The organism is Paraburkholderia sp. (genome assembly GCF_036488505.1).
In the GTDB taxonomy this organism is placed as follows: Bacteria; Pseudomonadota; Gammaproteobacteria; order Burkholderiales; family Burkholderiaceae; genus Paraburkholderia.
In genome coordinates this window covers 17,044-41,281 of sequence record NZ_DASXHN010000456.1, presented here as the reverse complement: position 1 = coordinate 41,281, position 24,238 = coordinate 17,044, and the positions used below count along the sequence as shown (strand labels likewise).

At 63.7% G+C, this 24,238-nt stretch carries 22 protein-coding genes; 9 read left to right on the top strand and 13 right to left on the bottom strand.

The annotated features are described in order from the left end of the window. Positions 1–82: 82 nt before the first annotated feature. Positions 83–1,315 (bottom strand): sugar ABC transporter substrate-binding protein, encoded by a 1,233-nt coding sequence (locus VGH68_RS26425; protein ID WP_331606668.1) that lies wholly within the window; start codon positions 1,313–1,315, stop codon positions 83–85. Between the two features lie 352 nt (positions 1,316–1,667). On the opposite strand from VGH68_RS26425, the gene VGH68_RS26420 reads away from it, so the two are divergent. The 3 genes from VGH68_RS26420 (at position 1,668) to VGH68_RS26410 (ending at position 4,615) form a co-directional block, all read left to right on the top strand. Next, entirely contained in the window at positions 1,668–2,441 is a 774-nt protein-coding gene (locus tag VGH68_RS26420) for an SDR family oxidoreductase (RefSeq protein WP_331606667.1), read from the top strand. A 119-nt stretch (positions 2,442–2,560) separates the two neighbouring features. Next, entirely contained in the window at positions 2,561–3,643 is a 1,083-nt protein-coding gene (locus VGH68_RS26415; RefSeq protein WP_331606666.1) for a sn-glycerol-3-phosphate ABC transporter ATP-binding protein UgpC, read from the top strand. Positions 3,644–3,751: 108 nt separating this feature from the next. After that, the gene (locus VGH68_RS26410; protein ID WP_331606665.1) at positions 3,752–4,615 is read left to right on the top strand and encodes a MurR/RpiR family transcriptional regulator; all 864 of its coding nucleotides are present in this window, start codon (positions 3,752–3,754) and stop codon (positions 4,613–4,615) included. A gap of 88 nt (positions 4,616–4,703) precedes the next feature. Here VGH68_RS26410 and VGH68_RS26405 read toward each other — a convergent pair whose 3' ends face one another. Together VGH68_RS26405 and VGH68_RS26400 are read right to left on the bottom strand one after the other, a co-directional pair. Continuing rightward, a complete protein-coding gene (locus VGH68_RS26405; protein WP_331606664.1) occupies positions 4,704–5,558 on the bottom strand; it encodes an IclR family transcriptional regulator in 855 nt (284 codons plus the stop codon). Between the two features lies 1 nt (position 5,559). Continuing rightward, entirely contained in the window at positions 5,560–6,447 is an 888-nt protein-coding gene (locus tag VGH68_RS26400) for an IclR family transcriptional regulator (RefSeq protein ID WP_414696994.1), read from the bottom strand. Positions 6,448–6,773: 326 nt separating this feature from the next. Between VGH68_RS26400 and VGH68_RS26395 the strand changes: the two genes are divergently transcribed. From VGH68_RS26395 to VGH68_RS26380, 4 genes are all read left to right on the top strand, one after another. Continuing rightward, the gene (locus VGH68_RS26395) at positions 6,774–7,733 is read left to right on the top strand and encodes an MBL fold metallo-hydrolase (RefSeq protein ID WP_331606661.1); all 960 of its coding nucleotides are present in this window, start codon (positions 6,774–6,776) and stop codon (positions 7,731–7,733) included. A 59-nt stretch (positions 7,734–7,792) separates the two neighbouring features. Beyond that, complete coding sequence (locus VGH68_RS26390) at positions 7,793–9,589, top strand: FAD-dependent oxidoreductase (protein WP_331606660.1); 1,797 nt, start codon at positions 7,793–7,795, stop codon at positions 9,587–9,589. 21 nt (positions 9,590–9,610) lie between these two features. Further along, entirely contained in the window at positions 9,611–9,811 is a 201-nt protein-coding gene (locus VGH68_RS26385) for a DUF2783 domain-containing protein (protein ID WP_331606659.1), read from the top strand. Between the two features lie 248 nt (positions 9,812–10,059). Next, positions 10,060–11,292: a YbfB/YjiJ family MFS transporter gene (locus tag VGH68_RS26380; RefSeq protein WP_331606658.1), complete on the top strand. Its 1,233-nt coding sequence runs from the start codon at positions 10,060–10,062 to the stop codon at positions 11,290–11,292. A gap of 31 nt (positions 11,293–11,323) precedes the next feature. On the opposite strand, the gene VGH68_RS26375 is transcribed toward VGH68_RS26380, so the two are convergent. The 6 genes from VGH68_RS26375 to VGH68_RS26350 all read right to left on the bottom strand — a co-directional run bounded on the left by VGH68_RS26375 (position 11,324) and on the right by VGH68_RS26350 (position 16,651). Continuing rightward, positions 11,324–11,470, bottom strand: a complete 147-nt coding sequence (locus VGH68_RS26375) for a hypothetical protein (protein ID WP_331606657.1) — start codon at positions 11,468–11,470, stop codon at positions 11,324–11,326. A 67-nt stretch (positions 11,471–11,537) separates the two neighbouring features. After that, positions 11,538–12,182 carry a trimeric intracellular cation channel family protein gene (locus VGH68_RS26370; protein WP_331606656.1) on the bottom strand — a complete coding sequence of 215 codons (645 nt, stop codon included), beginning with the start codon at positions 12,180–12,182 and terminating at the stop codon, positions 11,538–11,540. Positions 12,183–12,517: 335 nt separating this feature from the next. Further along, a complete protein-coding gene (locus VGH68_RS26365; RefSeq protein ID WP_331606655.1) occupies positions 12,518–13,762 on the bottom strand; it encodes an amidohydrolase family protein in 1,245 nt (414 codons plus the stop codon). Positions 13,763–13,817: 55 nt separating this feature from the next. After that, on the bottom strand, positions 13,818–15,185 hold the full coding sequence (locus VGH68_RS26360; RefSeq protein WP_331606654.1) for an MFS transporter: 1,368 nt from the start codon (positions 15,183–15,185) through the stop codon (positions 13,818–13,820). 354 nt (positions 15,186–15,539) lie between these two features. Continuing rightward, positions 15,540–16,067, bottom strand: a complete 528-nt coding sequence (locus tag VGH68_RS26355; protein WP_331606653.1) for a GNAT family N-acetyltransferase — start codon at positions 16,065–16,067, stop codon at positions 15,540–15,542. Further along, complete coding sequence (locus VGH68_RS26350) at positions 16,064–16,651, bottom strand: XRE family transcriptional regulator (protein ID WP_331606652.1); 588 nt, start codon at positions 16,649–16,651, stop codon at positions 16,064–16,066. The genes VGH68_RS26355 and VGH68_RS26350 overlap by 4 nt, the downstream gene beginning before the upstream one ends. A gap of 473 nt (positions 16,652–17,124) precedes the next feature. On the opposite strand from VGH68_RS26350, the gene VGH68_RS26345 reads away from it, so the two are divergent. Next, the gene (locus VGH68_RS26345) at positions 17,125–19,341 is read left to right on the top strand and encodes a beta-glucosidase (protein ID WP_331606651.1); all 2,217 of its coding nucleotides are present in this window, start codon (positions 17,125–17,127) and stop codon (positions 19,339–19,341) included. 135 nt (positions 19,342–19,476) lie between these two features. On the opposite strand, the gene VGH68_RS26340 is transcribed toward VGH68_RS26345, so the two are convergent. Together VGH68_RS26340 and VGH68_RS26335 are read right to left on the bottom strand one after the other, a co-directional pair. Next, complete coding sequence (locus VGH68_RS26340; protein ID WP_331606650.1) at positions 19,477–20,943, bottom strand: amidohydrolase family protein; 1,467 nt, start codon at positions 20,941–20,943, stop codon at positions 19,477–19,479. A 366-nt stretch (positions 20,944–21,309) separates the two neighbouring features. Then, entirely contained in the window at positions 21,310–21,540 is a 231-nt protein-coding gene (locus tag VGH68_RS26335; RefSeq protein WP_331606649.1) for a hypothetical protein, read from the bottom strand. A gap of 38 nt (positions 21,541–21,578) precedes the next feature. Between VGH68_RS26335 and VGH68_RS26330 the strand changes: the two genes are divergently transcribed. Then, positions 21,579–22,445, top strand: a complete 867-nt coding sequence (locus VGH68_RS26330) for a MipA/OmpV family protein (RefSeq protein WP_331606648.1) — start codon at positions 21,579–21,581, stop codon at positions 22,443–22,445. A 157-nt stretch (positions 22,446–22,602) separates the two neighbouring features. Here VGH68_RS26330 and VGH68_RS26325 read toward each other — a convergent pair whose 3' ends face one another. Both VGH68_RS26325 and VGH68_RS26320 read right to left on the bottom strand, forming a co-directional pair. Further along, on the bottom strand, positions 22,603–23,142 hold the full coding sequence (locus VGH68_RS26325; RefSeq protein WP_331606647.1) for a thioredoxin family protein: 540 nt from the start codon (positions 23,140–23,142) through the stop codon (positions 22,603–22,605). A 1-nt stretch (position 23,143) separates the two neighbouring features. Next, entirely contained in the window at positions 23,144–23,860 is a 717-nt protein-coding gene (locus VGH68_RS26320; protein ID WP_331606646.1) for a cytochrome c biogenesis CcdA family protein, read from the bottom strand. Positions 23,861–24,238: the final 378 nt, after the last annotated feature.

The window sequence follows — 24,238 nt, the reverse complement described above, 5'->3', positions numbered from 1 at the left end:
AAACGCGCGCCGCCTTCGCCACGGCGGCGCGCGTTCCGTGTTCAGCAAATCACTGCGAGATCACTACAGGAACACCGGGCGGTCAATGGCCGAGCGACTTGTTCGCTTGCGCGGCGGCTGCAGTCAATGCGTCAGCCGGCTTCGCCTTGTCCAGGTAGATCGACTGCATTGCGTCGGTCACGGCCTTCGCGGTGTCTTCCCAGCCCGTCACGGTCGGCGCGAAGTGAGCGGTCGGCAACAACGCGATAAATGCCTTGGTGTCCGGATCGTTGAAGGCCGGATCCGTCGCTTCCGCCTTGGTGGTCGGCAGGAAGCCTTCGGTCGTCGTGAACTCGACGCGCGGTTCTTTCGTGAACAGATAGTCGAGGAACTTCCATGCGGTCTTCTTCACCTTCGAGTTCTTGAACATCACGATCGAATCGGTGACCGCATAGGTTGCGTGCGCCGTTCCCATCGGCACCGGATCGATCCCGTACTTGAGGTTCGGCGCTTCCTTCTTGATCTGCTTGGCGAGGAACGGTGCCGAAATCACCATCGCGACGCGGCCCTGCTTGAACAGATTCTGCACGTCTTCGCGGCTGTAGCCGGTTACGCCCGGTTGCGTGAGGCCTTCGTCGATCATCTGCTTGTACATGGTCGCGGCTTTCACGCCGGCCGGCGAATTGAACGCGGCCTTGCCGTCCTTGCCGATCACGTCGCCGCCCAGCGTCCACAGTGCGTAGTAATAGTAGACGTCGGTTTCGATTTCCTTGCCTTGCAGACCGAAACCGGCGACGCCCTGAGCCTTCAGTTTCTTCGACGCGTCGATCACGTCGCTCCACGTTTTCGGGCCGTCCGGGTAGCCGACCTTCGCGAGCAGGTCCTTGTTGTAGTACAACGCGCGGGCGGAAGCGGCGATCGGCAGACCGTAGGTCTTGCCGTTGATCTGACCGGGCGCGAGGAACGGGGCGATAAAGCGAGCCTTGAAGCTCGCGTCCATATAGCCGTCGAGCGGCTCGGCGACGTCGTCCTTCACGAAGTCGAGCAGCCAGCGCGTGCCGACGATCGCGAGGTCGGCGTTGGCGCCCCCGGAAATATCCGTTTGCAGCTTCTGTTGCAGCGTGTCCCAGTTCACGTCTTCGATCTTGATCGTGGTACCGGGGTTGGCCTTCTCGAAGTTGCGGGCCATTTTTTCGAAGTAGGGGGCGGTGGCGTCGCTGTAGTGGGCGACGGTGACGCGCACCGTTTCGGCGTGGGCCGACACGGCGATACCTGCAAACGCGAGCGCCACGGCGACTTTGCCGAGCGCGAGGGAAGCACGGGCATGCAACGACATTTCTCTCTCTCCTGTGGGGGTTTGCCGCCGTCGCCGGCCGCCTTGGGTTGATTGTTTGAAAAAATCCTACAGGACGCAAAATTGCTTGTCACGTAGGGTCTGCGATATTTCTTCTCGGCGGGTTTTATGCATAAGATGCTGTAACGCATAGGTTATTCTGCGATGCAGTCATGCACAAAACCCACTCTTCGGGATTTCTGAGATTTGACGGTGATCGCGTCTGTAAGAAACTTACAGCGAACTTGCCGTCCAGCGGCCCGCCGCGGGCGGAATGGCCACGGCGCACGCAAAAAGCAGGCGCCGATCACGCGCGCGGCAGGCAATCACGGGCAGGCGGATTAGCGAGGCTCACATGAATCGTGTGGTGTTGGTAACGGGCGCGTGCGGCGGCATCGGCAGCGTGTTGTGCAAGCGCTTCGTGGACGAGGGCGACACGGTGCTCGCGCTGGACATCGATGCAGCGGCATTGCAGACGTTGACCGCGCAACTGGGCGCGGCGCGAGTCACGCCGGTTGCGGCCGATCTCGCTGACGCCGCCGCGGTGCAGCAGGCGGTCGCCACTGCGGTCGCCGCGCGCGGGCCGGTGGATGTGCTGGTTGCGAACGCGGGCGCGGCTTTCGGCACGACGCTCGCGACCACCGACGCCGCCAGCTGGCAGCGCGACATCCATCTGAATCTGAACGGCACGTATCACACGGTCGAAGCGGTGCGCGCGTCGATGATCGAACGCCAGCGCGGCGCGCTGGTGCTGATCGGCTCGGTGAACGGGCTGGCTGCGCTCGGGCATCCCGCGTATAGCGCGGCCAAGGCCGGCCTGATCAGCTATACGAAGGCGCTGGCGATCGAGTTGGGCCGCTACGGCATTCGCGCGAACATCGTGTGTCCGGGCACCGTGAAGACGCAGGCGTGGCAGGCGCGCGTCGATAAGAATCCGCAGGTGTTCGAGGATCTGAAGAAGTGGTACCCATTGCGCGACTTTGCGACGCCCGACGATATCGCCGACGCGGTGCTGTTTCTCGCGTCGCCGATGGCGCGTGTGATCACCGGCGTCTCCTTGCCGGTGGATGGCGGCCTGATGGCCGGCAATCGGCTGATGGCGCAGGAGCTGACACTCGAATCGTTCTGAGCCGCAACGGGAACCACGGCGCCCGCGGCAGCGAACGCAACACCACATGCAGCAACACCGCATACAGCAACACCGCATACAGCAACACGACAAGCAGCAACAAATGCAATGAGGACAGCATGGCAGCAGTGCAACTGAGCGGCATCTTCAAACGCTATGGCGACACCGAGGTCGTGCACGGCATCGACCTCGACATCGACGACGGCGAGTTCGTCGTGCTGGTCGGGCCGTCCGGCTGCGGCAAGAGCACGCTGATGCGGATGGTGGCCGGGCTCGAAGAGATCAGCGGCGGCGATCTGATGATCGGCGGCACGCGCGCGAATACGCTTGCGCCGCAGCAGCGCAATATCTCGATGGTGTTTCAGAGCTATGCGCTGTATCCGCATCTGTCGGTCTACGAGAACATCGCGTTCGGCCCGCGCATTCGCAAGGAAGCGCCGTCGAGCTTCAGGCCGCGGATCGACGCCGCCGCGAAGATGCTGAACCTCGGCGGCTATCTGGACCGGCTGCCGCGCGCGCTGTCCGGTGGCCAGCGGCAGCGCGTCGCGATGGGACGCGCGGTGGTGCGCGAACCGTCGCTGTTCCTGTTCGACGAACCGCTGTCGAATCTCGACGCGAAGCTGCGCGTGCAGATGCGCACTGAAATCAAGGCGCTGCATCAGCGTCTGAAGAATACGGTGATCTACGTCACGCACGATCAGATCGAAGCGATGACGATGGCCGATCGCATCGTCGTGATGAACGCGGGGCGTATCGAGCAAATCGGCCGGCCGCTCGAACTATACGACCGTCCGGCCAACCTGTTCGTCGCGAGCTTTCTGGGTTCGCCGTCGATGAATTTCGCCGAGGGCGTGATCGTCGATCGCAAGCAAGGCCAGGGGCTGGCGCTCGAGGTCGCGGACGGCGGGCAGATCGCGCTCGAACGCGCGCCCGCGTCGGCGGCGCCCGGCGCGAAGGTCACGCTTGGCGTGCGGCCCGAGCATATCGAGCTGACCGCGCAGACACCGGATGCCGCGCTGGATGTCGAAGTGATCGAGCCGACTGGCGCGGAGACGCATTTGTACGGGAAAATCGGCGGTTCCGCGTGGTGCGTGACGACGCGCGAGCGCTCGAAGGTCGAGCCCGCTCAGCGTGTCGCGCTGCGTTTGCCGGCCGAACACATTCATCTGTTCGATACGGAGAGTGGACGCAGACTGGTCTGAATCGCAAGTTGGCGCTAGAGGCCTGGTCAAACGATCGGAGCCGATCGAAGCCGACCGAACTGCGCGCGACGCCGCTTCCCTATGTAAACAGGCCCTAAGGAACACCGGGTGTCCGCACCGAACTTGATTCCCCATATCCGCAGCGCACTCACCAGTTTGCGGCCGGCCGAGCGCAAGGTCGCCGACATGGTGCTGGCCGACGTCGACTTCGCGATGCGCGCGAGCATCACCGAACTCGCGCAGCGCGCCGACGTGTCCGAGCCTTCCGTCACGCGTTTTTGCCGCGCAATCGGCGCGCATGGTCTGCGCGATTTCAAGATGCAGCTTGCGCAGAGCGTCGCGGGCGCACTGCCGTACGCGTCGACCGCGGTCGCGCGCGACGACGACATGCAGACCCTGATGGACAAGGTCGGCGAGGCCGCGATCGACGGCATCACGCATGCGCGCGGCGCGCTCGATCCGGCGGTGGTCGAGAGCGCGATTGCCGCGCTTTCCAGCGCGCGGCGAGTGTTTTTCTTCGGGGTGGGGTCGGGCTCGGGTCTGGTCGCGCAGGACGCGGCGCTGCGCTTTCTGCGCATCGATATCGCGGCGGCAGCTTTCACCGACGGGCATTTGCAGCGGCTTTACGCGGGCCTGATGGAGCCCGGCGACGTCGCGTTCGCGATCTCGCATTCAGGACGCAGCGTCGAAGTGAACGAGAGCATGCAGATCGCGAAAGAGCGCGGCGCGACGACGATTGCGCTGACCAATGTGGGTTCGCGGCTCGCGTGGCTCGTCGATATTGCGTTGCTGCTGCGCGTGCCGAGCCCGATCGATCCGAATACGCCGGGCGTATCTCGGCTCGTGCATTTGTGCATCATGGATGCGCTCGCAATCGGCGTCGCGTTGAAGGCTGCGCCGAAGACGCTGGAGAAGATGCGGCACGCGAAGGCGCGGCTCGGTTCACATGAACCGGAAGGGGCAGGCAGATAGGGTTCTTGCCGCTGCGTTTCATTCAGTGCGGACTTGCCGCGTCGCGTTCGACGAAACCTTTAAACCGTCGAAACATCGGAAAACGCCGCTACGTATCGCTGTTTTGCGCGACGCTTGCCGGCGTCATCCATCCGAATCGACGCGACAATCTGGAGCTCGCCGAGCGCAATGTTCGTGCGGGCTCGCCTGATGCTTCGCAATCGAAGCTGCCGCTGGGTCCCATCAACGCAAGCACGATGCAGATGCTGCCCGTGTGATCGAACACGGGCGCGGCGAGCGTGCTGATGCCCGGGACCGGTTTGCTCAACGCGGTATCGATTCCGTCCGTGCGAATCCGCCCGAGCCGTTGCGCGTAGGCCTTTTTTTGCGCGGCGATATCGGCGCCACTGGCACCCGCGAGCCGCACGGAATCCTGCGCGAGCAGACCCGCGCGTACGTCGTCGGCGACATACGCGGCGAACACGCGGCCGATCGCCGTATTCACGAGCGACAGCACGGTGCCGACGCGCAAACTCACATGCAACGGCCGCGGCGATTCTTCCAGACGCACGACGGTCGGCCCGAGCGGACCCAGCACCGCCATCGCGACGCTCATTGCCGTCGATGCCGCGAGATTGATGACTTCGGGCTCGGCCTCGCGGGTCGGCGACAGGCGCTGCAAGCCGATCAAACCCAGTTCGAGCGCGAGTGGGCCTGCTTCGAAGCAGCCGGACGCATCGCGGCTCAGCAGGCCGATCTTCAGCAGACTCACCAGATGCGGGAACGCCTTCGCGGGCGGCATGCCGGCCGCGGCCGCGAGATCGCGGAGGTTGAGCGGACGCGCGGCGGCGACCAGCGCCGTCAGCAGTTCGCCGGTGTTGTCGAGCGATTGAATACCGCGCTGCGGCTTCGTGTCGGCGGAATCGGCGGGGAGATTGGCGGTGTCGGTCACGGTCGGAAACACGCTACATCGAGGGTACAAGGACGGCGGGACCGACTGCGAGTTCGGCGGCGATGTCGCGCGCGGTATTTAGCAGCGCACGCGCGCTCGGCCCTTCGGGATCGACATCGATTGCACCGGTGGGCCCGATCACCGTTAGCGCGAATGCGAGGCGCGCTTCGCTATCGAGCACCGGCGCGCTGAGGCTGCTGATACCAGGACTCGGCGCATCGATGCTGCTTTCGAGCCCTTGCGCGCGGATGCGCGCGAGTGTCGCATCGAAGGCCGCGCGTTCGGCGCGCGCCGTCATCGCGTTGCCGGCCGCGCCCGACTGATTCACCCACATCGCGTCGAGCACGTCGCGCGGCAGATACGCGCAAAACACACGCCCCGTCGATGTCGCCGGCAGCGACATCACCGTGCCGACATGCAGATTGACGTGCAGCGGAAACCCCGCGTGCTCATAGCGGACGATGGTCGGGCCTTGCGGCCCGGCAATACAGATCGCGACGCTAAAGCCGATCGCCTCGGCGAGCGCCGCGACGCGCGGCACGGCGGCGCGAAACGCCGGCTGGTTTTCGAGGCGCTGCAAACCGAGCCGCAGCGCGAGCGGCCCCGGCTCGTAGCGGCCCGACAGTTCGTCGCGCTTGATCAGGCCTAAGCGGCTCAGGCTCACCAGATACGCATGCGCTTGCCCCGGCGCGATCTGCGCGGCGCTTGCGAGATCGGACAGCGCGAGCGGCGCGCGCGCGCCGGCGAGCGCCAGGAGTACGCGGCCGCTGACCTCGACGCTTTGAATGCCGCGCTGCGGCTTGCTGGTTTCCGCAGCCGTGTTGCGGCTATCGCGGTCCGCACGTTTGCCTTTCGTGGTACCCGCAATCGTGGTGGTGCCTGCGCTGGCCGCCGATTTCATCGCTTTGCTCACCCTGCACTCGTCCGTAAAAAGCGGTCCATGTTATCGAATGATGACGCTTGCTCCAAACCGTTGCCGGGCAAGGAGGGCAAGTGCGAAGCCCACAGCTGACTGCCAACGTTATTTGCCAATAGCGATACTATTCGCTATTGGCAAATAAAACCAGCCGGCCATACCATGCCTCTACCCCGACGCATCGCGCGACGAACGCGGTGATCAATCGACAAAACGGGGCGAGACAACCCTCCCATACCGCTGGCCCCGCCGGTCTTCCGGCCGATGCAGCAGGCCGTCTCGCCCTCGTCCAACTTCTGACGGAGACAAGCATGGCAAAGGCATTTGCATCGCAGGCCGACCTCGAAGCGAAAAAAGTCACGTGGACCCAGCTGTCCGAGAACGCGTACGCGTACACCGCCGAGGGCGATCCGAACTCGGGCGTGATCATCGGCGACGACGGTGTGTTGATCGTCGACACCACCGCGACGCCGGCCATGGCGCAGGATCTGATCGCGAAAATTCGCAGCGTGACCGACAAACCGATCAAATACGTGGTGCTGTCGCACTACCACGCGGTGCGCGTGCTCGGCGCGTCCGCCTATTTCGCCGAGGGCGCACAGCAGATCATCGCGAGCCGTGGCACGTACGAGATGATCGTCGAGCGCGGCGAAGCCGATATGAAGTCGGAGATCGAGCGCTTTCCGCGTCTGTTCGCAGGCGTCGAAACGGTGCCGGGGCTCACGTGGCCGACCCTCGTATTCGATAAGGAAATCACGCTGTTTCTCGGCAAGCTCGAAGTGCGCATCGCGCATCTAGGCGCAGGTCATACGAAAGGCGACACGATCGTGTGGCTGCCATCGCAGAAGGTGCTGTTCTCCGGCGACCTCGTCGAATACGAGGCGGCCTGCTATTGCGGCGACGCGCAGCTCGAGCAATGGCCCGCCACGCTCGAAGCGCTGCGCGCGCTGAACGCCGAGAAACTGGTGCCGGGCCGCGGCCCCGCGCTGACGTCGCCGGCCGACGTCGACAAAGGCCTCGATTACACGAAGGATTTCGTCACTACGCTATTGCAGACAGGCCGTGAAGCGGTTGCGCAGAAGCTCGATCTGAAGGCCGCGATGGCGCACGCGCGCACGGCGATGGATCCGAAGTTCGGCGATGTGTTCATCTACGAGCATTGTCTGCCGTTCGACGTGTCGCGCGCATTCGACGAAGCGAGCGGTATCACGCATCCGCGTATCTGGACCGCGCAGCGCGACAAGGAGATGTGGGCCGCGCTACAAGCCTGACGCGACAGCAACCAGATCGAGACGCCGCGACGCAGAGCGCGGCGCGACGGAGACACGAGATGAGCATCGACTACCAGGCGCTGTCGTTCGAATACCGGCCGTGCCGTGAACAGCAGACGCAGCGTGACACGCAGCCAACGCAACCCACGCGGCACGCGGAAACGGCGCCCTATCCGGTGATCGTGGTCGGCGCGGGCCCGGTGGGCCTCGCGAGCGCGATCGATCTCGCGCAGCAGCGCGTACCGGTGGTGCTGGTCGACGACGATTGTTCGCTATCCACCGGGTCGCGCGCGATCTGCTTCTCGAAGCGCTCGCTCGATATCTTCGACCGGCTTGGGTGTGCTCAGCGGATGGTGGATAAGGGCATCAGCTGGAACGTCGGCAAGGTGTTTCTGAAGAGCGAGCTGGTTTATACGTTCAATCTGCAGCCTGAAGCGGGGCATCACCGGCCGGCGTTTATCAATCTGCAGCAGTACTACGTCGAAGGCTTTCTGCTCGAACGCGCGCAGGAACTGCCGAATCTCGAAATCCGCTGGAAAAGCAAAGTGGTTGGCGTGCAGCAGAACGGCACGCCGGGCGCGGCCGATGCGAGCGTCACGCTGAGCATCGAAACGCCGGCAGGCACGTATGCGTTGCGCGGACGCTATGTGGTTGCCGCGGATGGCTCGCGCAGCCCGATGCGCAAGCTGATGGGGCTCGATAGCAAGGGCGTGACGTTTCGCGATCGCTTCCTGATCGCCGACGTGAAGATGGAAGCGGACTTTCCGACCGAACGCTGGTTCTGGTTCGACCCGCCGTTTCATCCGAATCAGTCGGTGCTGCTGCATCGTCAGCCGGACAACGTGTGGCGCATCGACTTCCAGCTCGGCTGGGACGCGGACCCGGTGCTCGAAAAAACACCCGAGCGGGTGATCCCGCGCGTGCGCGCATTGCTCGGTGCGGACGCGAAGTTCGAACTCGAATGGGTCAGCGTCTATACATTTTCTTGTACGCGGATGGAACGCTTCCGGCACGGCAACGTGTTGTTCGCCGGCGACGCCGCGCATGGCGTATCGCCGTTCGGCGCGCGCGGCGCGAATAGTGGCGTGCAGGACGCGGAAAACCTCGCGTGGAAACTGGCGCTGGTGCTCGACGGCAGCGCGCCGGATGCATTGCTCGACACGTATGCGAGCGAACGCGAATTCGCCGCCGACGAAAACATCCGCAACTCGACGCGCTCGACCGATTTCATCACGCCGAAGAGCCCGGTCAGCCGGGTCTTTCGCGATGCCGTGCTGAAGCTGTCGCGGCAGCATCCGTTTGCGCGTCAGTTGGCCAATAGCGGGCGATTGTCGGTGCCGGCGGTGTTGTGCGATTCGCCGCTCAATACGCCCGACAGCGAGCACTTCAGCGGCGCGATGGCGCCGGGCGCGGTGTGCGTCGATGCACCGGTGCGCATCGACGGTCAGCCGGCCTGGTTGCTGCGCCAGCTTGGCGAGCAGTTCACCGGCGTGCTGTTCTGCGACGGGCGCGGCATCGATCAGGCCACCCGCACCGCGCTGAATGCGCTGCGAGCGGGGCCGATTCCACTGAAGCTCGTGGTGGTGCTAAGCGGCGATGCGCCGGCCGAACCGTTCACGAATATGCGCGTCGCGCGCGATAGCGAAGGTCTCGCGAGTACTCGCTATGACGCGAAGCCAGGCACGTTCTATCTGATCCGGCCGGATCAGCACGTCTGTGCGCGCTGGCGGCAACTCGACGCGGATGCGGTCGATCATGCGCTGACGCGTGCGCTCGGTGCGCAACGCGAGGCCGCGAAGGTGACCGCGAGCGCACAGCCGGGCGCGAGCGCGGATGCGGTGCCGGCAGCGCATTGACGAACGGGGCAGGAGACACGCATGGCACTGAACACCCAACCCAATCTCTTACGCGCCGACGACTTCTACGAGGCGTTGATCGACATGCATCGTGGCCTCGACGATGCGCAAAGCCAGTCGGCCAATGCACAGCTGATTTTGCTGCTAGCGAACCATATCGGCGATCACGCGACCTTGCTCGAAGCGATGCGTTGCGCGCGCGACGGTGCGCTCGACGGCTGACCAGCGCGTGAGCTAGCGGCCGCGAACGTCCTGCCGCCGCGCCCCGCGACTCGCGGCTTGCCGAATCCGCTTCGCCCGCCCGGAATCATCGTACGGTGTCACGTATTGCGCGCGCGTTGCACATGAAGCAACTAACCGTCAACCGCGCACGGCGCGCCCGGCTATGATGGCGATCTGCCGGATCGAACCGCATCGATCCCCGAAGCGAAACCGGCCTGCAGCGTTCCCGCTCTCACCTTCATCCGCTCATGTCTTCATCACTGAACACCGCCTCGGGCGCCCCCTCCGCCGATTCGGCGCAACGCTTGCCGACGCTGCTGCTGGCGGCCGCGCTATCGCTCGGGAGCGCGGTAGCGCTCGGTTTTGCGCGCTTTGCTTACGCACTGCTTCTGCCGTCGATGAAGCTCGATCTCGGCTGGAGCTTCGCGCAGGCCGGCGCGATGAATACCGCCAATGCGCTCGGCTACCTGCTCGGCGCGCTGGTGTTTCCGCAGCTCGCGCGCCGCTGGACGGCCGGTGCGCTGTTCGCGGCCGGCTGCGCGCTCACCGCGTTGCTGATGGCGTGCAGCGGGCTGATTGCCGATACGAATTCGCTGCTGGCGTTGCGCGTGATCACAGGCGCAAGCAGCGCCGCGATTTTTATCGGCGGCGGCGTGCTGGCCGCGCGGCTCGCATCGGCGCGGCCACACGATGCGGGGCTGATCCTAGGCCTGTATTACGGCGGCACCGGTTGGGGCATCGTCGTGTCGTCGGTGCTGGTCCCATTGACGATCGTGAACGCCGTGCATGGCTGGCAATTCGCATGGTTCGCACTCGCCGCTGCCTGCGCACTGTTCGCGGCGGTCGCGATCGGCGCGGCGCGCAGGATCGAGCGCGCGCATGCGGACGCCGCATCGGCCGCACGCGCAACGGTCAGTGCCGACGCGCCGCGCTGGCCGCGTTACGCCGCCGCGCTGGCGGGTTATGGTCTGTTCGGGGTCGGCTATATCGGCTACATGACGTTCATCGTTGCGCTGCTGCGCAACGCGGGCATGAGCGCGGCGGTCGTGACGGGCTTCTATCTGCTGCTTGGCGTCGCGACCGTGCTGTCGGCGCGGATCTGGTCGACGTTGCTCGATCGGATGCGCGGCGGCCAGGCGCTCGCGGTGCTCAACGCATTGCTTGCCATCGCGACGTTGCTGCCCGCGCTATTCGCGCAACCGTGGGTCGCGTTGGTCTCGGGGATACTGTTCGGCGCGACGTTCCTGTCGGCAGTCGCATCGACGACCGCGTTCGTGCGCCACAACCTGCCGGTCACGCATTGGGCAAAGGGCATCAGCGCGTTCACGATCGTGTTCGCGTTCGGGCAGATCGTGGGGCCCGTGGTGATCGGCTGGGTGTCGGACGGCGCGGGGCTCGCGCGCGGTCTCGTGTATTCGGCGCTCCTGCTCGGGGCGGGTGCGGCCTGCGCCGCATGTCAGAAGGCGTTGCGCGGCGCGTGATCCGGCGGGCCGGTGGCGTGTCCGAGCCGGCTCAGTGATAAGTCCAACGCCGATGCGCAACGAAGCTGAGCGGCGGCACCACGCATACGACCAGCGCGATACCCACGTCCGGCGTGCCGCCAGATACCTGCTCGAATGCGGCGGGCAGCCCCAACAGTCTGAACGCGTTGTTCAGCAAGATCGCGTACAGCTTGACGAAGCCGCGGCTGATTCCGCAGACCGCGAAATGAAAGGCTGCGCGCGAGTCACGGGATGTCGCGCCTGCCGGCTGCGCGCCTGCCCTGGAAGACCGGCAGACGCCAGCCGTAACGCATCGACGCCAGCCGCACCATCACGCACGCGAGCGTCGCGAACCAGGGCGTCCACCAGTCGGTCCAGCCCGCGTATGAAAAGCCGACCTGCACAGACGCGCCGAACAGCGCGGCCGACGCGTAGATTTCGCGTTCGAGGATCGCGGGCACCCGCGACAGCAGCACGTCACGCATTACCCCACCACCCACCGCACTGACGATGCCGAGCAGAATCGCGAGTTCGGCGTTGTGGCCGTATACAAGTGCCTTTTGCGCGCCCGACACCGCGAACAGCCCGAGCCCGATCGCATCGAACAACAGCACCGGCTGACGCAGCCGGCGCACCTGCGGGTACGCGAGAATCGTGATCGCGGCGGCGGCCAGCGAGGTCGCCAGATAGCGCCAGTTCGACAGCCCCGCCGGTGGGGTCGCGCCGATGCAGACGTCGCGCACGATGCCGCCGCCGCACGCAACCATGAACGCGACGGCGGCAATGCCGAACAGGTCGAGCCGTCGTTGCCGCGCGGCCACCGCGCCGCTGATCGCGAACGCGAACGTGCCGATCAGATCGAAAAAGGTGTAGACGGCGTGTGAGTTCACGGTGATTTACGGAGTTGATCGGACGGGCGCCGGCTTCGCTGGTCAGGAGACGGGTCGAATACTTGCCGAGCAACTGCTCGCGCAGTTTGCGTTCACGCGCGCCAGGCGCTTGGGAGACTTCCGCTTCCAGCATCGATGCCAACGCTTCGATGCCTGCGCAACTTCGAGACCGCGCGCGGTTGATTAGCAACGCGCTGGTCAGTTCGAGCCTGAAAAGTCCGGAAGTGCGAACGGAAGGATTGCTCCGCTGTGCGCTGCGTGCCCGAGGCGGCACGCGCGGATTATAACCATATAGTTGTAATTTTCAACTATATGGCGGAGCGGAGCGTGCCGGCTTAATGCAATTCGTCAAACTCGACGCGCCCGCCCTTCATGACCAGCGGAATATGCTCGCCCTGGCCGATCAGGCAACTCAAGTCGCGGAATGGATCGCCGTCGACCACCAGCACGTCGGCAAAGGCGCCCGGTGTGAGGCGTCCCAGCTTACCCGTCATGCCGAGAATTTCGGCGCCGATCGTGGTAGCGCTGCCGATGATCTCGGCGGGGCTCAGCACCTTCGCGCGAAGCGCAAACTCGTCGCTTTGCATACGATGGCCCGGGCCGAGCAGATCGGAGCCGAAACCCATCTTGACCCCGGCGTTTCTGAAAATCTCCAGCGACTTCAAGCCGGCTTCGCGCACGATGTCGATCTTGGCCGCGCTCTCGGCCGACAAGCCGAAGCGCACGCCTTCGATATGCAATGCCTCGTAAGCGACCAGTGTCGGTACCACATAGGCGCCGCACTCGGCCATCAGCGCGGCGGTCGGCTCGTCGATCAGATTGCCGTGCTCGATCGTGCGCACGCCGCAGCGCACCGCGCGCCGCATCGATTCAGCCGTGTACGCGTGCGCCATCACGTAAGTGCCGCGCGCGTCGGCTTCGGCGACTACCGCGCGGATCTCATCCTCCGAGTAGCCGAGTGCGCCGACTGGATCGGTCGGCGACGCGACGCCGCCCGAGGCCATGATCTTGATCTGATCGGCGCCCATCTGCAGTTCTTCGCGCACCGCGCGGCGCAGTGCGTCGACGCCATCGACGACCCGGCTCAACGCACCGACGCGCACGCAGCAGTTGCACGGCGCGTCGCCCGGCATGAAATCCGTGCGCGCGCGCCCGTCGCCGTGGCCGCCGGTCTGGCTAAGCGCGCGCCCGGCCACGAACAGGCGCGGTCCTTGCGCGAGGCCCATTTCGACCGATTGCTTCAGCGCGAAGCCGGCGCCGCCCGCGTCGCGCACAGTCGTGAAGCCGCGCCGCAGAATGCCGCGCATGATCGGCAGCGCCTTCAGCGTGACGAATACGTTGGGCAAGTTCACCTGGCTCGGCAAATCGAACTGCGTGGCGACCATGTGCGCATGCAGATCGATCAGGCCCGGCATGATGGTCTTGCCGCCGAGATCGATGACGCGGGCGTTGGGTGCGTCGATCGTCTGCTGCGAAACTTCCTTGATCGTGTCGCCTTCGACCAGCAGGTTGTGGCCAGGCTGCAATGCTTTTTGCAGCGGGTCGAGCAAAGCGCCGTTCTTGAACAGGATGCGGTCCATACGTTGTTCCTCGAGATGCAGGGTGCGGGCGCGCGATGCGCCGGCGCTGAGCGGGTCAGCGTTTCAGGCGCAACGCGGCGATTTCTTCCAGCGAGCGGCCGCGAGTGGGAACGCCCATGATCAGAACGGCGAGCGCGCCGACGGCCAGCATCAGCGTCGTGCCGCCGAACACGCCGGCGAAGCCGAGGCGCGGATAGAGGTAGCCCACCAGGATCGGCGCGGCGATCGCGCCGAGGCGGCCGATTGCCGACGACACGCCCATGCCGGTCGCGCGCACCTCGGTCGGGAACACTTCGGGCGTGTACGCATAGACGCCCGCGTAGGTCCCGTTCATGAAGAACGACAGCAAAAAGCCCGACATCAGAATTTCGGCATCGCTGTGCGTGAGCGCGAGCCCTAGCGCGGACAATCCGCCGAGCGCCATATACGTGACGATGGTTGCGCGCCGGCCGATCTTTTCATTGAGCCATGCGCCCGAGAAGTAGCCGGGGATTTGCGCGAGATACATCACCAGCGAATAGGAGAAACTGCGCGTGATCGTCATGCCGCTTTGCACCAGCAGGCCGGGAATCCACGTGAAGAACGCGTAGTAACTGAACGTGATCGACAGCCACATCAACCAGGCCATCGCGGTGATGCCCGCCAACTGGCGTGACCAGAGCGCCTTCAGTTTGGCCAGCGGTGAGGCGCCCGCGATGTGGGCGGTGCTGGTCGCGTCGGCCGCTTGCTCCGGCAACAGTGGCAAGCCCGCGGCATGCACCACCGCCTCCATCCGCTCGACGATCACCGCGGCTTCGGCAGTTCGGCCGCGGCTGTCGAGCCAGCGCGGCGATTCGGGCAACGCGCGGCGCCACCACAACAGCATCACGATCGGCAGCGCGGTGATCACCGAGACCAGACGCCACGCGTCGGGCGACAGCGGGATCACCAGGTAACCGAGTAGCGCGGCGCCGACGAAGCCGAACGAGAAGAACGCCGCCAGGCTGCCGGTGAATGTGCCGCGATATTTGCGCGCGCAAAACTCGGAGAGAAATGGCGCGACGATCGCGCTTTCGCCGCCGGTGCCGACCCCGGCGATGATGCGCATCGCCATGAAGAACGGCCAATCCTGCGCGGTCGCGCTGATGAGCGATGCGACGCAGTAGATGACCAGCGACCACACCATCACCTTGCGCCGGCCGATCACATCACCGAGTACGCCGGCGAACGCGGCGCCGAAGAAGTAGCCGATGAACGTGCCGCTGGCGAGCACGCCGGTCTGGACGCTGGTCAGATGCCACTGTGCGCGCAGCACCGGCAGCATGAACGCGAGCACGGCGGCGTCCATCGCATCGAACACGTAGCCCAGACCTCCCAGCCACAGTAGTTGGCGATGAAAGCGCGAGTACGGCAGGCGCTCTATGCGCGCGGGGATCGTCGACATGGTTTGCTTCCAAAGAGGAGAGCGCCGTGGCGCCCGGCATCGTCGGATGAGTATAGGGAGCGCAAATCGGCGGGTCTTGGACGTAAACCGCATCGAACATGCGGATTCCGGCATCACCGCGCGGTGTGTCGACGCACGCGAAAGTGCGTCGGAGCGGAATGTGCCGACCGGCGCAAAGTCAATACAGGCGACGCGGACAGCCGATTTTCGGCGCGTAGGAAAGGCGGGCTTTGGCACGCGCGACGCTACGGTGAGCCGGAGAATCCTCGCATACCGTCGAGCGCGCATGAATCAGTGCGGCGTTACGGACGCGACGGTAGGCGCGCGAACCAGATAGTCGACCAGCACAGCCGATTAAAGCTGCTTGCAGTAAAACGTCGTGCCGCAAAACTCCCCGTCCGGCATCAGCGCGTAATTCGGCACGTTGCCCACTGGTTGCCAGCCGGCGCGCTGATAAAGCCGCTCGGCGTCGCCGCCCGTTACCGTATCGAGCACGAGAACCGACTTGTCTTCTTCTCGCGCGACGCGGTCGATCGCCGTGATCAGATCGTGTCCGACGCCACGCCGCCGCGCCTTTCTATGCACCAGCATCTTCGCAACATCGGCGCGATGCGGCTGGTTCTCGGGCTGCGCGGTGATCAGCTGCACAGTGCCGACGATATCTCCATCGCCGTCCTCGGCGATCAGCAGCGCACGTTCGCCGCGTGCCACACCTTCGGCAACGCCGCGCCAGAACCTCTGCGCTTTTTCCCGCGACAGCGGCAGCATGAAGCTCACCGATGCACCGCCTTCGACGCAGTCGATCAGCACGTCGGCAAGCGCGTCGACGCGGGACGATGCTTCGTTGGCGCCGATGCGGCGTATGGTTATCCGATCGATCATCCGTTTCTCCGCTCGTTGAAGGGCGACGTGGTGAGCGCGACCAGATAGCGCGCGCGTTTGCGCGTGGGATTTTTGAAGGCAATTGGACTATCGAGCCGCATCGCGAGACAGTCGCCGGTTTTGACTCGCCAGCTACTGTCGCCAACGGTAATTTCCATTGCGCCTTCGAGCATCCATATTTGTTGATGAATCTCCGCGTCGCGCGCGCCGGTTTCGTAGCTCACGCGTTGGCCCGCGGGAAAGTCGACTTCCACTAACTGGATCGCTGAGCGCGCGGTTGGCGACAGATGCCGCCGCACGTAACCGGAAGTCGGATCGGTCCACACGGGCTGATCGGCGGCACGGCTGACAGGCGACTGTTCGACGGCGGCTGCGGCATCCTGCTCGAACAGTGCGGCGAGCGGCACGTTCAGTGCGGTCGCGAGTTTGTCGAGCACGGTGGCGGTCGGGCTGCTTTGACCGCGTTCGATCAGCGAGATATTCGAGCGGCTGACCTTGCTGCGTTCCGCGAGTGCATCGAGCGACCAGTTCTGCGCGTCGCGCAGCTCTCTGACGCGACGTGCGATCAAAGCGTTGATGTCCATGGGTTCCAGTTTAGGAGACGATGTTTCCAGTAAACTAGAGGAGCCGTTTTTCGTTGTCAATCGCGGTGGATCATCGGTTCTTCGGGCCGTCGTCGAGTGAGGACTCGGGTCGCGCCGCGCGCGCAGATTTTTCCTCATTGAACCGACGAATAAAAAACCGTATAGAAATTGCCGCTTTGCTCTCAGTTCACATTCAATCGACGCCTGTCTGCAGTCACACCTTTCTTAAAGAAAGCTATTACCGCCCATTGCGCATAAAAACACGCGTATTGGTAAAAGTACTGATGCTGTAGTAGCACTACATTCTTACATTACTCACCACGGAGCGTCGCTACATCACATCCCGCTGCGACGACGCTCCGCCCGGCAGGCAAACGTTTGCAGTCACCGCTGCATCGCCTGCCTTCGCGTCCGCCGTGCACCCATCGACGCGCTCCGCTGCCCCCAGAAAAGCACATTTCGGAGAGACACCTATGCAAAAGAAACTATGGCCGGCCGTCGCATTAGCGGCGGCCGTGAGTGTTGCTGCGAACGCGGAAATCCCCACCTCGCCGCTCGACTTTGCTCCGCTGTCGACGGTGCTCAACGTATTCGCATCGGCGGCCGCGCATCGGCGCGCCGAAACGCTCGTCAACAAGATGACCCTCGACGAGAAACTGCAATTCATTCACTCGGAGTACGCGATGTCCGCGGTGCCCGGCGGCGGCGCGGGTTATATCCAGGGGGTGCCGCGGCTGGGCATTCCCGATCTGAACATGGTCGATTCGGCAACGGGCTCCGGCAGTACCACACAGCAGAGCACGACGTTCCCCGCGACGATTGCAGTCGCGGCGAGCTGGGACCGCAATCTCGCGTCGGACTTCGGCAGACAGATCGCGATACAACTGCGCGAACAGGGCTTCGGCATGGGGCTCGGCGGCGGTACGAACCTCGCGCGTGAACCGCGCGGCGGGCGGCTCTTCGAATACCTCGGCGAAGATCCCGTGCTCGCCGGCGAAATGCTCGCGGAACGCACCGACGGCACGCAAAGCCAGAAGGTGATCGCGACGATCAAGCACTACATGGGCAACGAGCAGGAGCATGGCCGCGGCGGCGGCAATAGCCAGATCGACGAACGCACGATGCGCGAACTGTATCTGCTGCCGTTCGAAATCGCCGCGCGCCGCGCGCAGCCCGGCAGCGTGATGTGCAGCTACAACCGCGTCAACGGCACGTATGCGTGCGAGAACTCGCACATTCTCAACGACGTGCTGAAGAACGACTGGCACTTCCAGGGGCAGGTGCAATCGGACTGGGGCGCGGCGCATAGCACCGCGCCGGCGATCAACGCGGGGCTCGACGAGGAAGAAGACGTCGGCACGACGGTTTATCTGACGCCGGATGCGGTCAAACAGGCGATCGCGAACGGCTCGGTGTGGACCGCGCGTCTGAACGACATGGTCGAGCGCAAGCTGTACGTGATGATTCGCACGGGCGTGATGGACGATCCGCCGAAGGGTGGCGCGACCATCAACTACGCCACCGCGAATGCGTTTACGCAGTCGGTCGCCGAGCAGTCGATGGTGTTGCTGAAGAACGCGAACAACCAGTTGCCGCTCGCTGCGGGTTCGTTGTCGCGCATCGCGGTGATCGGCGGGCACGCGGACGCGGGCATGCTGACGGGCGGCGGTTCGGGCAATACGCGCGATCCTGTCACCGGTGCATTCTCCGGATGCGGCGGCCTGCAGTTCGGCACGACCAGCGGTTGCAGCTGGTGGACCAACCCGTGGATCAAGCTGAACGTACCGATCGTATCGGCGGTTCAGGCGCTCGCGCCGAATGCCCAGGTGAGCTTCGCCGGCAATAGCGACCAACAGTCGCCGTTCCGTGCGTACACGCAGCAGGAAATCACCCAGGCGGCGACGCTCGCCGCGAACTCGGACGTTGCGATCGTCGTCGTCGCGCAGCCGGCCGGCGAGGATATCGGCGATCTGACCAGCCTGAGCCTCGCGAACCCGACCAACCAGGATGCGCTCGTCGAAGCGGTCGCGGCGGCCAATCCGCACACGATCGTCGTCGTCGAAAGCGGCAACCCGGTGCTGATGCCCTGGAAGGACAGCGTGTCGGCCATCGTCGAAGCGTGGTATCCAGGCGAAGCAGGCGGCAAGGCGATCGCGGACGTGCTGTTCGGCAAGGTCAACCCGTCCGGCAAGCTGCCCGTCACGTTCCCGATGCACGACCAGGATACGCCGACGTGGGGCACCAATGGCGCGTTCCAGACCGACCCGGTCTACGCCGAGCAACTGGATATGGGCTATCGCTGGTATGACGCGAAGAACATCGCGCCGATGTTCGAGTTCGGCTATGGGCTGTCGTACACGCACTTCGCGTATTCGGGTCTATCGGTCGTGCATCTGCCAGCCGGGTTGATCGACGTGTCGTTCAACGTGCGCAACGATGGCCGGGTGCCGGGCGCGGAAGTGCCGCAGGTGTATCTCGGCGTGCCGTATCAGGGCGAACCGCCGCGTCGGCTGGTCGGGTGGGACAAGATCGGCCTCAATCCTGGCGAATCGCGCCGCGTGCATGTGGTCGTGACGCCGCGCATGCAGAGCGTGTGGGATACGACGAACAACCGCTGGCTCTATGTGCCAGGCAGCACGGTGTACGTCGGTGCGTCGTCGCGCGATATCCGCCTGCAAGGGCATAGCTGAACAGCATCGCTATCAGGCGAAGCCGGGCGCGAGACGTTGCGCGCCTGGTCGCCTATCAAGGTGACTTTGCTAGCCGAATGACTCGCCGCGCAGATGCCGAAAGTTTTATTCGGCCTCTGCGCGGCGCAATGGTGATTACGCGTTCAGCGTGTTCTTGTAGAACCTCCCATCTTTCATCACGATGCGCAGGTTCTGCTCGGGGTTGGCGATCAGGTCCAGGTTCTCGAGCGGATTGCCGTCGACGAGCAACAGGTCGGCGTACGCGCCTTGTTCGAGCACACCCAGTTTGCGCGGATACGGATTGCGATGACCGGACAGCGCAAGCAGTTCTCCATTGGTGCCGGTTGCCATCCCCAGTGCTTGCGCCGCGGTGAACCAGCGCTTCATGTGCGTGAGCATCGTGCCCTGACGTGTGGCGACCGCTTGCGAAAAGATCAGGTCGGTGCCGAACGCGACCTTGATACCGTGCTTGCGCGCGAGCTTGTAAGCGTTGTCGGTCCCCGCTGTGACTTCGAGAAACTTTTCGCGGCTCGCGGGGGCGAGCGGCGCGACGTCTTCTTCGCTGACGAACGGCTGCATGCTTAGCCATGTGCCGTTCTTCGCCATCAACGCGGCGCTTTTGTCGTCCATTAGATGACCGTGCTCGATGCACTGCGCGCCGGCAGCCACCGCACGTTGAATCGATTCTGGCGTGTACGCATGCACGAGTACATAGGTGCCCCAGTCTCCCGCCGTTTCGACCGCGGCGCGCAGCTGCTTTTCGGTGAAGGTCAGCATGTCGAGCGGACTGCGCGGTGTGGACACGCCACCGCATCCGACCAACTTCACCTGGGTCGCCCCCTGAATGAATTGCTCGCGCACACGTAGACGGACTTCGTCTTCGGTATCCGCAATCGCACTGCCGCCGTCGCGCTCCGACTGGCTGACCTGGCTACTCGTGCGCGGCAGTTCGGAGAGCGGACGAAAATCGCCGTGCCCGCCGGTGGTCGTGATCATCGCGCCGGACGGATAAATACGTGGCCCGGAAATCATCCCGGCGTCGATCGCCTGCTTCAACGCAAACGCCGGGCCGCCTGCATCACGGATGGTCGTGAAGCCGCGCAACAGCGTGCGTTCGGCTTCCGCGCTCGCCGCCAGATGCACGAGCGCAATGTCGGATTGGAGGATCACCTGAATCGGCAATGCCGCGAGCAGCGAATGCCAATGCATGTCGATCAGACCCGGCATCATCACCTTGCCGCCGCAATCGACGAGCGTTTTGCCGTCGGTCGAAGCGGGTTGCCCCTGGCCCAGCTGACTGATGCTGCCGCCGTCGACAACCATATAAAGCCCGTCGCGCAAGGTCGACGATTTGCCGTCGAAAAGGCGGAAGTTGGTGAACAGCACCGGTTTTGTGGGCGCGCCAGGCGGCAGCGTGCTTTGTGCATGGCTGAGCCCGGGCAGCACGAGGCTCAGCATCGACGCGGCCAGGCCTGCGACAAAACCACGGCGCGACAGATCCGCACTGATGCGGCGGTTCGCGTACTGCGCCTGCGCTTTGTCGCAGAGACACGAAAACGCGGGACTGACTGTTTTGTTGCCGAGGTACTTTCCTGAAGGCATAGCTCACCCGTAACGTAGATCACCGTGCATCGAAAGCCGCCGCCGGAGGACGACCCGCGGCGAAGTGTGTCAAACGAGAGCAAGAGTATCGCCTGTGTCCGGGCATGGCAAATTACAGCGCGCCTGATCGGTTGTGAACTCGCAATAAAAAACTCTTTTTGCTGCCCAAGCCGTGAAACGAGAGCCTCCGCCATATCGTGACGACGTTGCTGGGCAATCATCCTATTGCCGCAAGTAGTTAACAAAATCTGCTTGCGACTGCTGAAATAAACCGGCTATGCTGGTGCCACTCACGAAACCAGTGAACCTTTCGCAAGTAGACGCAACAGGAAACTGAATTAAGGCGCGGCATGGTTCAGACGAACGTCATGGCAACGCTGTTGCAGTGCGCAACAGCGGTACGTCCATCTTTATCGTTAATGTTTTCGGCATCAGTCGGCCGCGCAATCCCACCATCGCCTCATATTTGTCAAATTGTCGTGAATTCATTGGTGAAGCGGCATCGATAGCGCTCCGGACTTCCAATAAAACGATCATCCCTTCGGCTTTCAGTTTTACCCCGTATCCGTATTGCGTAATAAACGTCAGGACTGCCACGGTGACAGCTGTCCTGCTTACTTCACGGAGAAACCAAGATGATCGAGATATCAATGCCGCGCGTAATGAAGGTACTGGCCGGCGCCGCGTTGTCGATGTTTGCGGTTGCGGCGATGGCGGACGATACGCTTGGCCTGTCCGAGAGCCTGTTCTCCGTCGGCGCGCCCGAAATCACTCAGGCGCCCGCGGCCAATGCGAGCCCGTGGCACTTTTCGGTCGGCGCGGGGGTGGTGAACATGCCAAAATTTCCCGGCGCCAGCGGCACCAAATGGGAAGTGCTCCCTGTGGTGAGCGCGAACTACGACCGTTTCTTTATCGGCGCGAATCCGGACGCCGCAGCGGCGCTGGCGCTCGGCGCGTATCTGTATCGCGACAGCAACTGGCGTGTCGGCGCGGCCATTACTTACGATTTCATTCAGCCGCGTAGTGAATCGGACGATTCTCGGCTGCACGGACTCGGCGACGTCAAGCGGACCGCGCACGCCGAACTGTTCGGCGTCTATACCTATGAGTTCGTTACGGCGCGAGCCAGCGTGCTCACCGACATCGCCGGCAACGACCGGGGCACCGTCGCGACATTCGATCTGCTTGGCCGCTACCAGCCGATTCCGCAACTGACGCTCACCGCCGGTCCGGGACTGACGTGGGCGAGCAGCAAATACAACGAAACCTATTTCGGCGTGAACTCCGAGCAAAGCGCGCGATCCGGATTGCCGACGTTTTCGGCCGGTGCCGGGTTGAACCAGTTGCGCTTCTCTTTGAACGGCGTTTATCGGATTGCGCCGCGCTGGAATGTCGGCGCGAGCGTTTCGTTCGCATGGCTGCGCGGTGATGCAACCGACAGCCCGATCACCGAGAAGACCAGTCAGATCACGTACGGCCTGTTCTGCAATTACCTTTTTTAAGCAGTGGTGCAGTCGCGTGGGGTCTTGAAACATGAAACGCGCACTGCTGGAAAATTGAAGCCCACATGAACCTGATAGTTCAGGCACAGGTGGGCTTCTGCCATTGTGCGAGCGATGCAGCTAACTCGCTTCGACGCGGGCTCACACGACCGCCGCGTTAATTCTTCTGCGCGAGTAGCGCCTGAATCTTCGCTTCGGTCTGCGCATAGGCGCCTTCGCCGAAGTGCGAGTAGACGATCTGCCCTTTTTTGTCGATCAGATAGAAAGCGGGCCAGTACTGGTTGCTATAAGCGTTCCACGTCGCGTACTGATTGTCCTGCGCAACCGGATAACTGATGCCGAGCCGCTTGATCGCGGTCTTCACGTTACCGGTGTCGCGCTCGAACGGATACTCGGGCGTGTGCACGCCGATCACCGTGAGCCCTTGATCCTTATACTTCTGATTCCAGTTCTTCACATACGGCAGTGTGTTCACGCAATTGATGCAGGTATAGGTCCAGAAGTCGATCAGTACCACCTTGCCACGCAATTGCTGCAGATTCAGCGGCTCGCTATTGAGCCATTGCGTAATACCGGTGAGTTCCGGTGCGACCGGGCCACTTTGCGGCGGCGCGGCGACGGCGACGGTAGTCGCTCCCATGACCGCGCAGGCGGCGAAAGCGGTGGACAGCGCGAAGCTCTTGAGTCGGGCGGTCATGTCAGATTCCTTTGAGTGACGGGAAAAAAGCGGCGAGCCGCGCGTACAGCAGCACGTCGTATTGCAGATAGATGGCGAGCGCGGTCAGTACCACCAGGATGCCGAAGACCTGTTGCAGGCGTTGCGCATGGCGCGACACGGCACGTACGTGGCGCGTCGCGTAATGTCCGCCGTAGATGATTGCGAGCATCGGAACGGCCGCGCCGATTGCATACAGCGTGAGTAGCAGCGTCGACCAGCCGAGATCCTGCGCCTTCACCACCAGCACGAGGATCGACGCCAGCACAGGGCCCGCGCACGGCGTCCATACGGCGCCGAGCGACATGCCGAGCACGAAGCCGCCGGCATGGCCGCTGCCCGGTTGCATGCCCGGTGCAATCGCCGCGCCGATGCGTTCGAGCGGTGCCTGCAGTTGCGCGACGAGCCAGTCGTAGGGGCGTGGCCATACGCGCATCAAGCCGGACAGCGCGAGCAACGCGATGCCGGTATTGCGCAATACCTGCTGCGCGACGTGAACGGTGCTGGATACCGCGCCGAGCAGCAACGCAAAAGACGCGAAGGTCAGAATAAAGCCGGCGACGATAAAGAGCGGCCGAGTGCGGCTGGGTTGTTCGACCGACGTGCCGAGCAGGATCGGCATGACCGGCAGCACGCAGGGCGACGCGATCGTGAGCAAGCCGGCGAGCAGCGCGAGCGGCGCTTCGAGAGTACTGTGCATGTTGGGCGTTCCGTGGGCTGGTATGCCGGTATTGGAACGCCCGCGCGTATCTGCTTTATGTCCGCATCGACGCGTATGTGCAAGGTTTTGTGTCTGCGTATCGCGCGGACACACTACGACACAATTCGGCTCATGCGCTTGTTCGCGTGACTACCGATGCCGCCTTTTCGATCTGCGTGGGTGGTTAGCGTTTGCGTTTGCTCCCGGCATTCGCTTTAGACGCCGAGAACATCCGCATGGGGTGCCGAATCCAGAGCCGCAATTCGAGTGGCGTTGGTGCTGGTGGCCGCCCGGTTTTCACGAGCACGCGCGCGTGCGCGCCGGAAAAGAGCGGATGGTCGATCGGCACGGTTGCCAATTCGCCGCTTGCTATTTCTC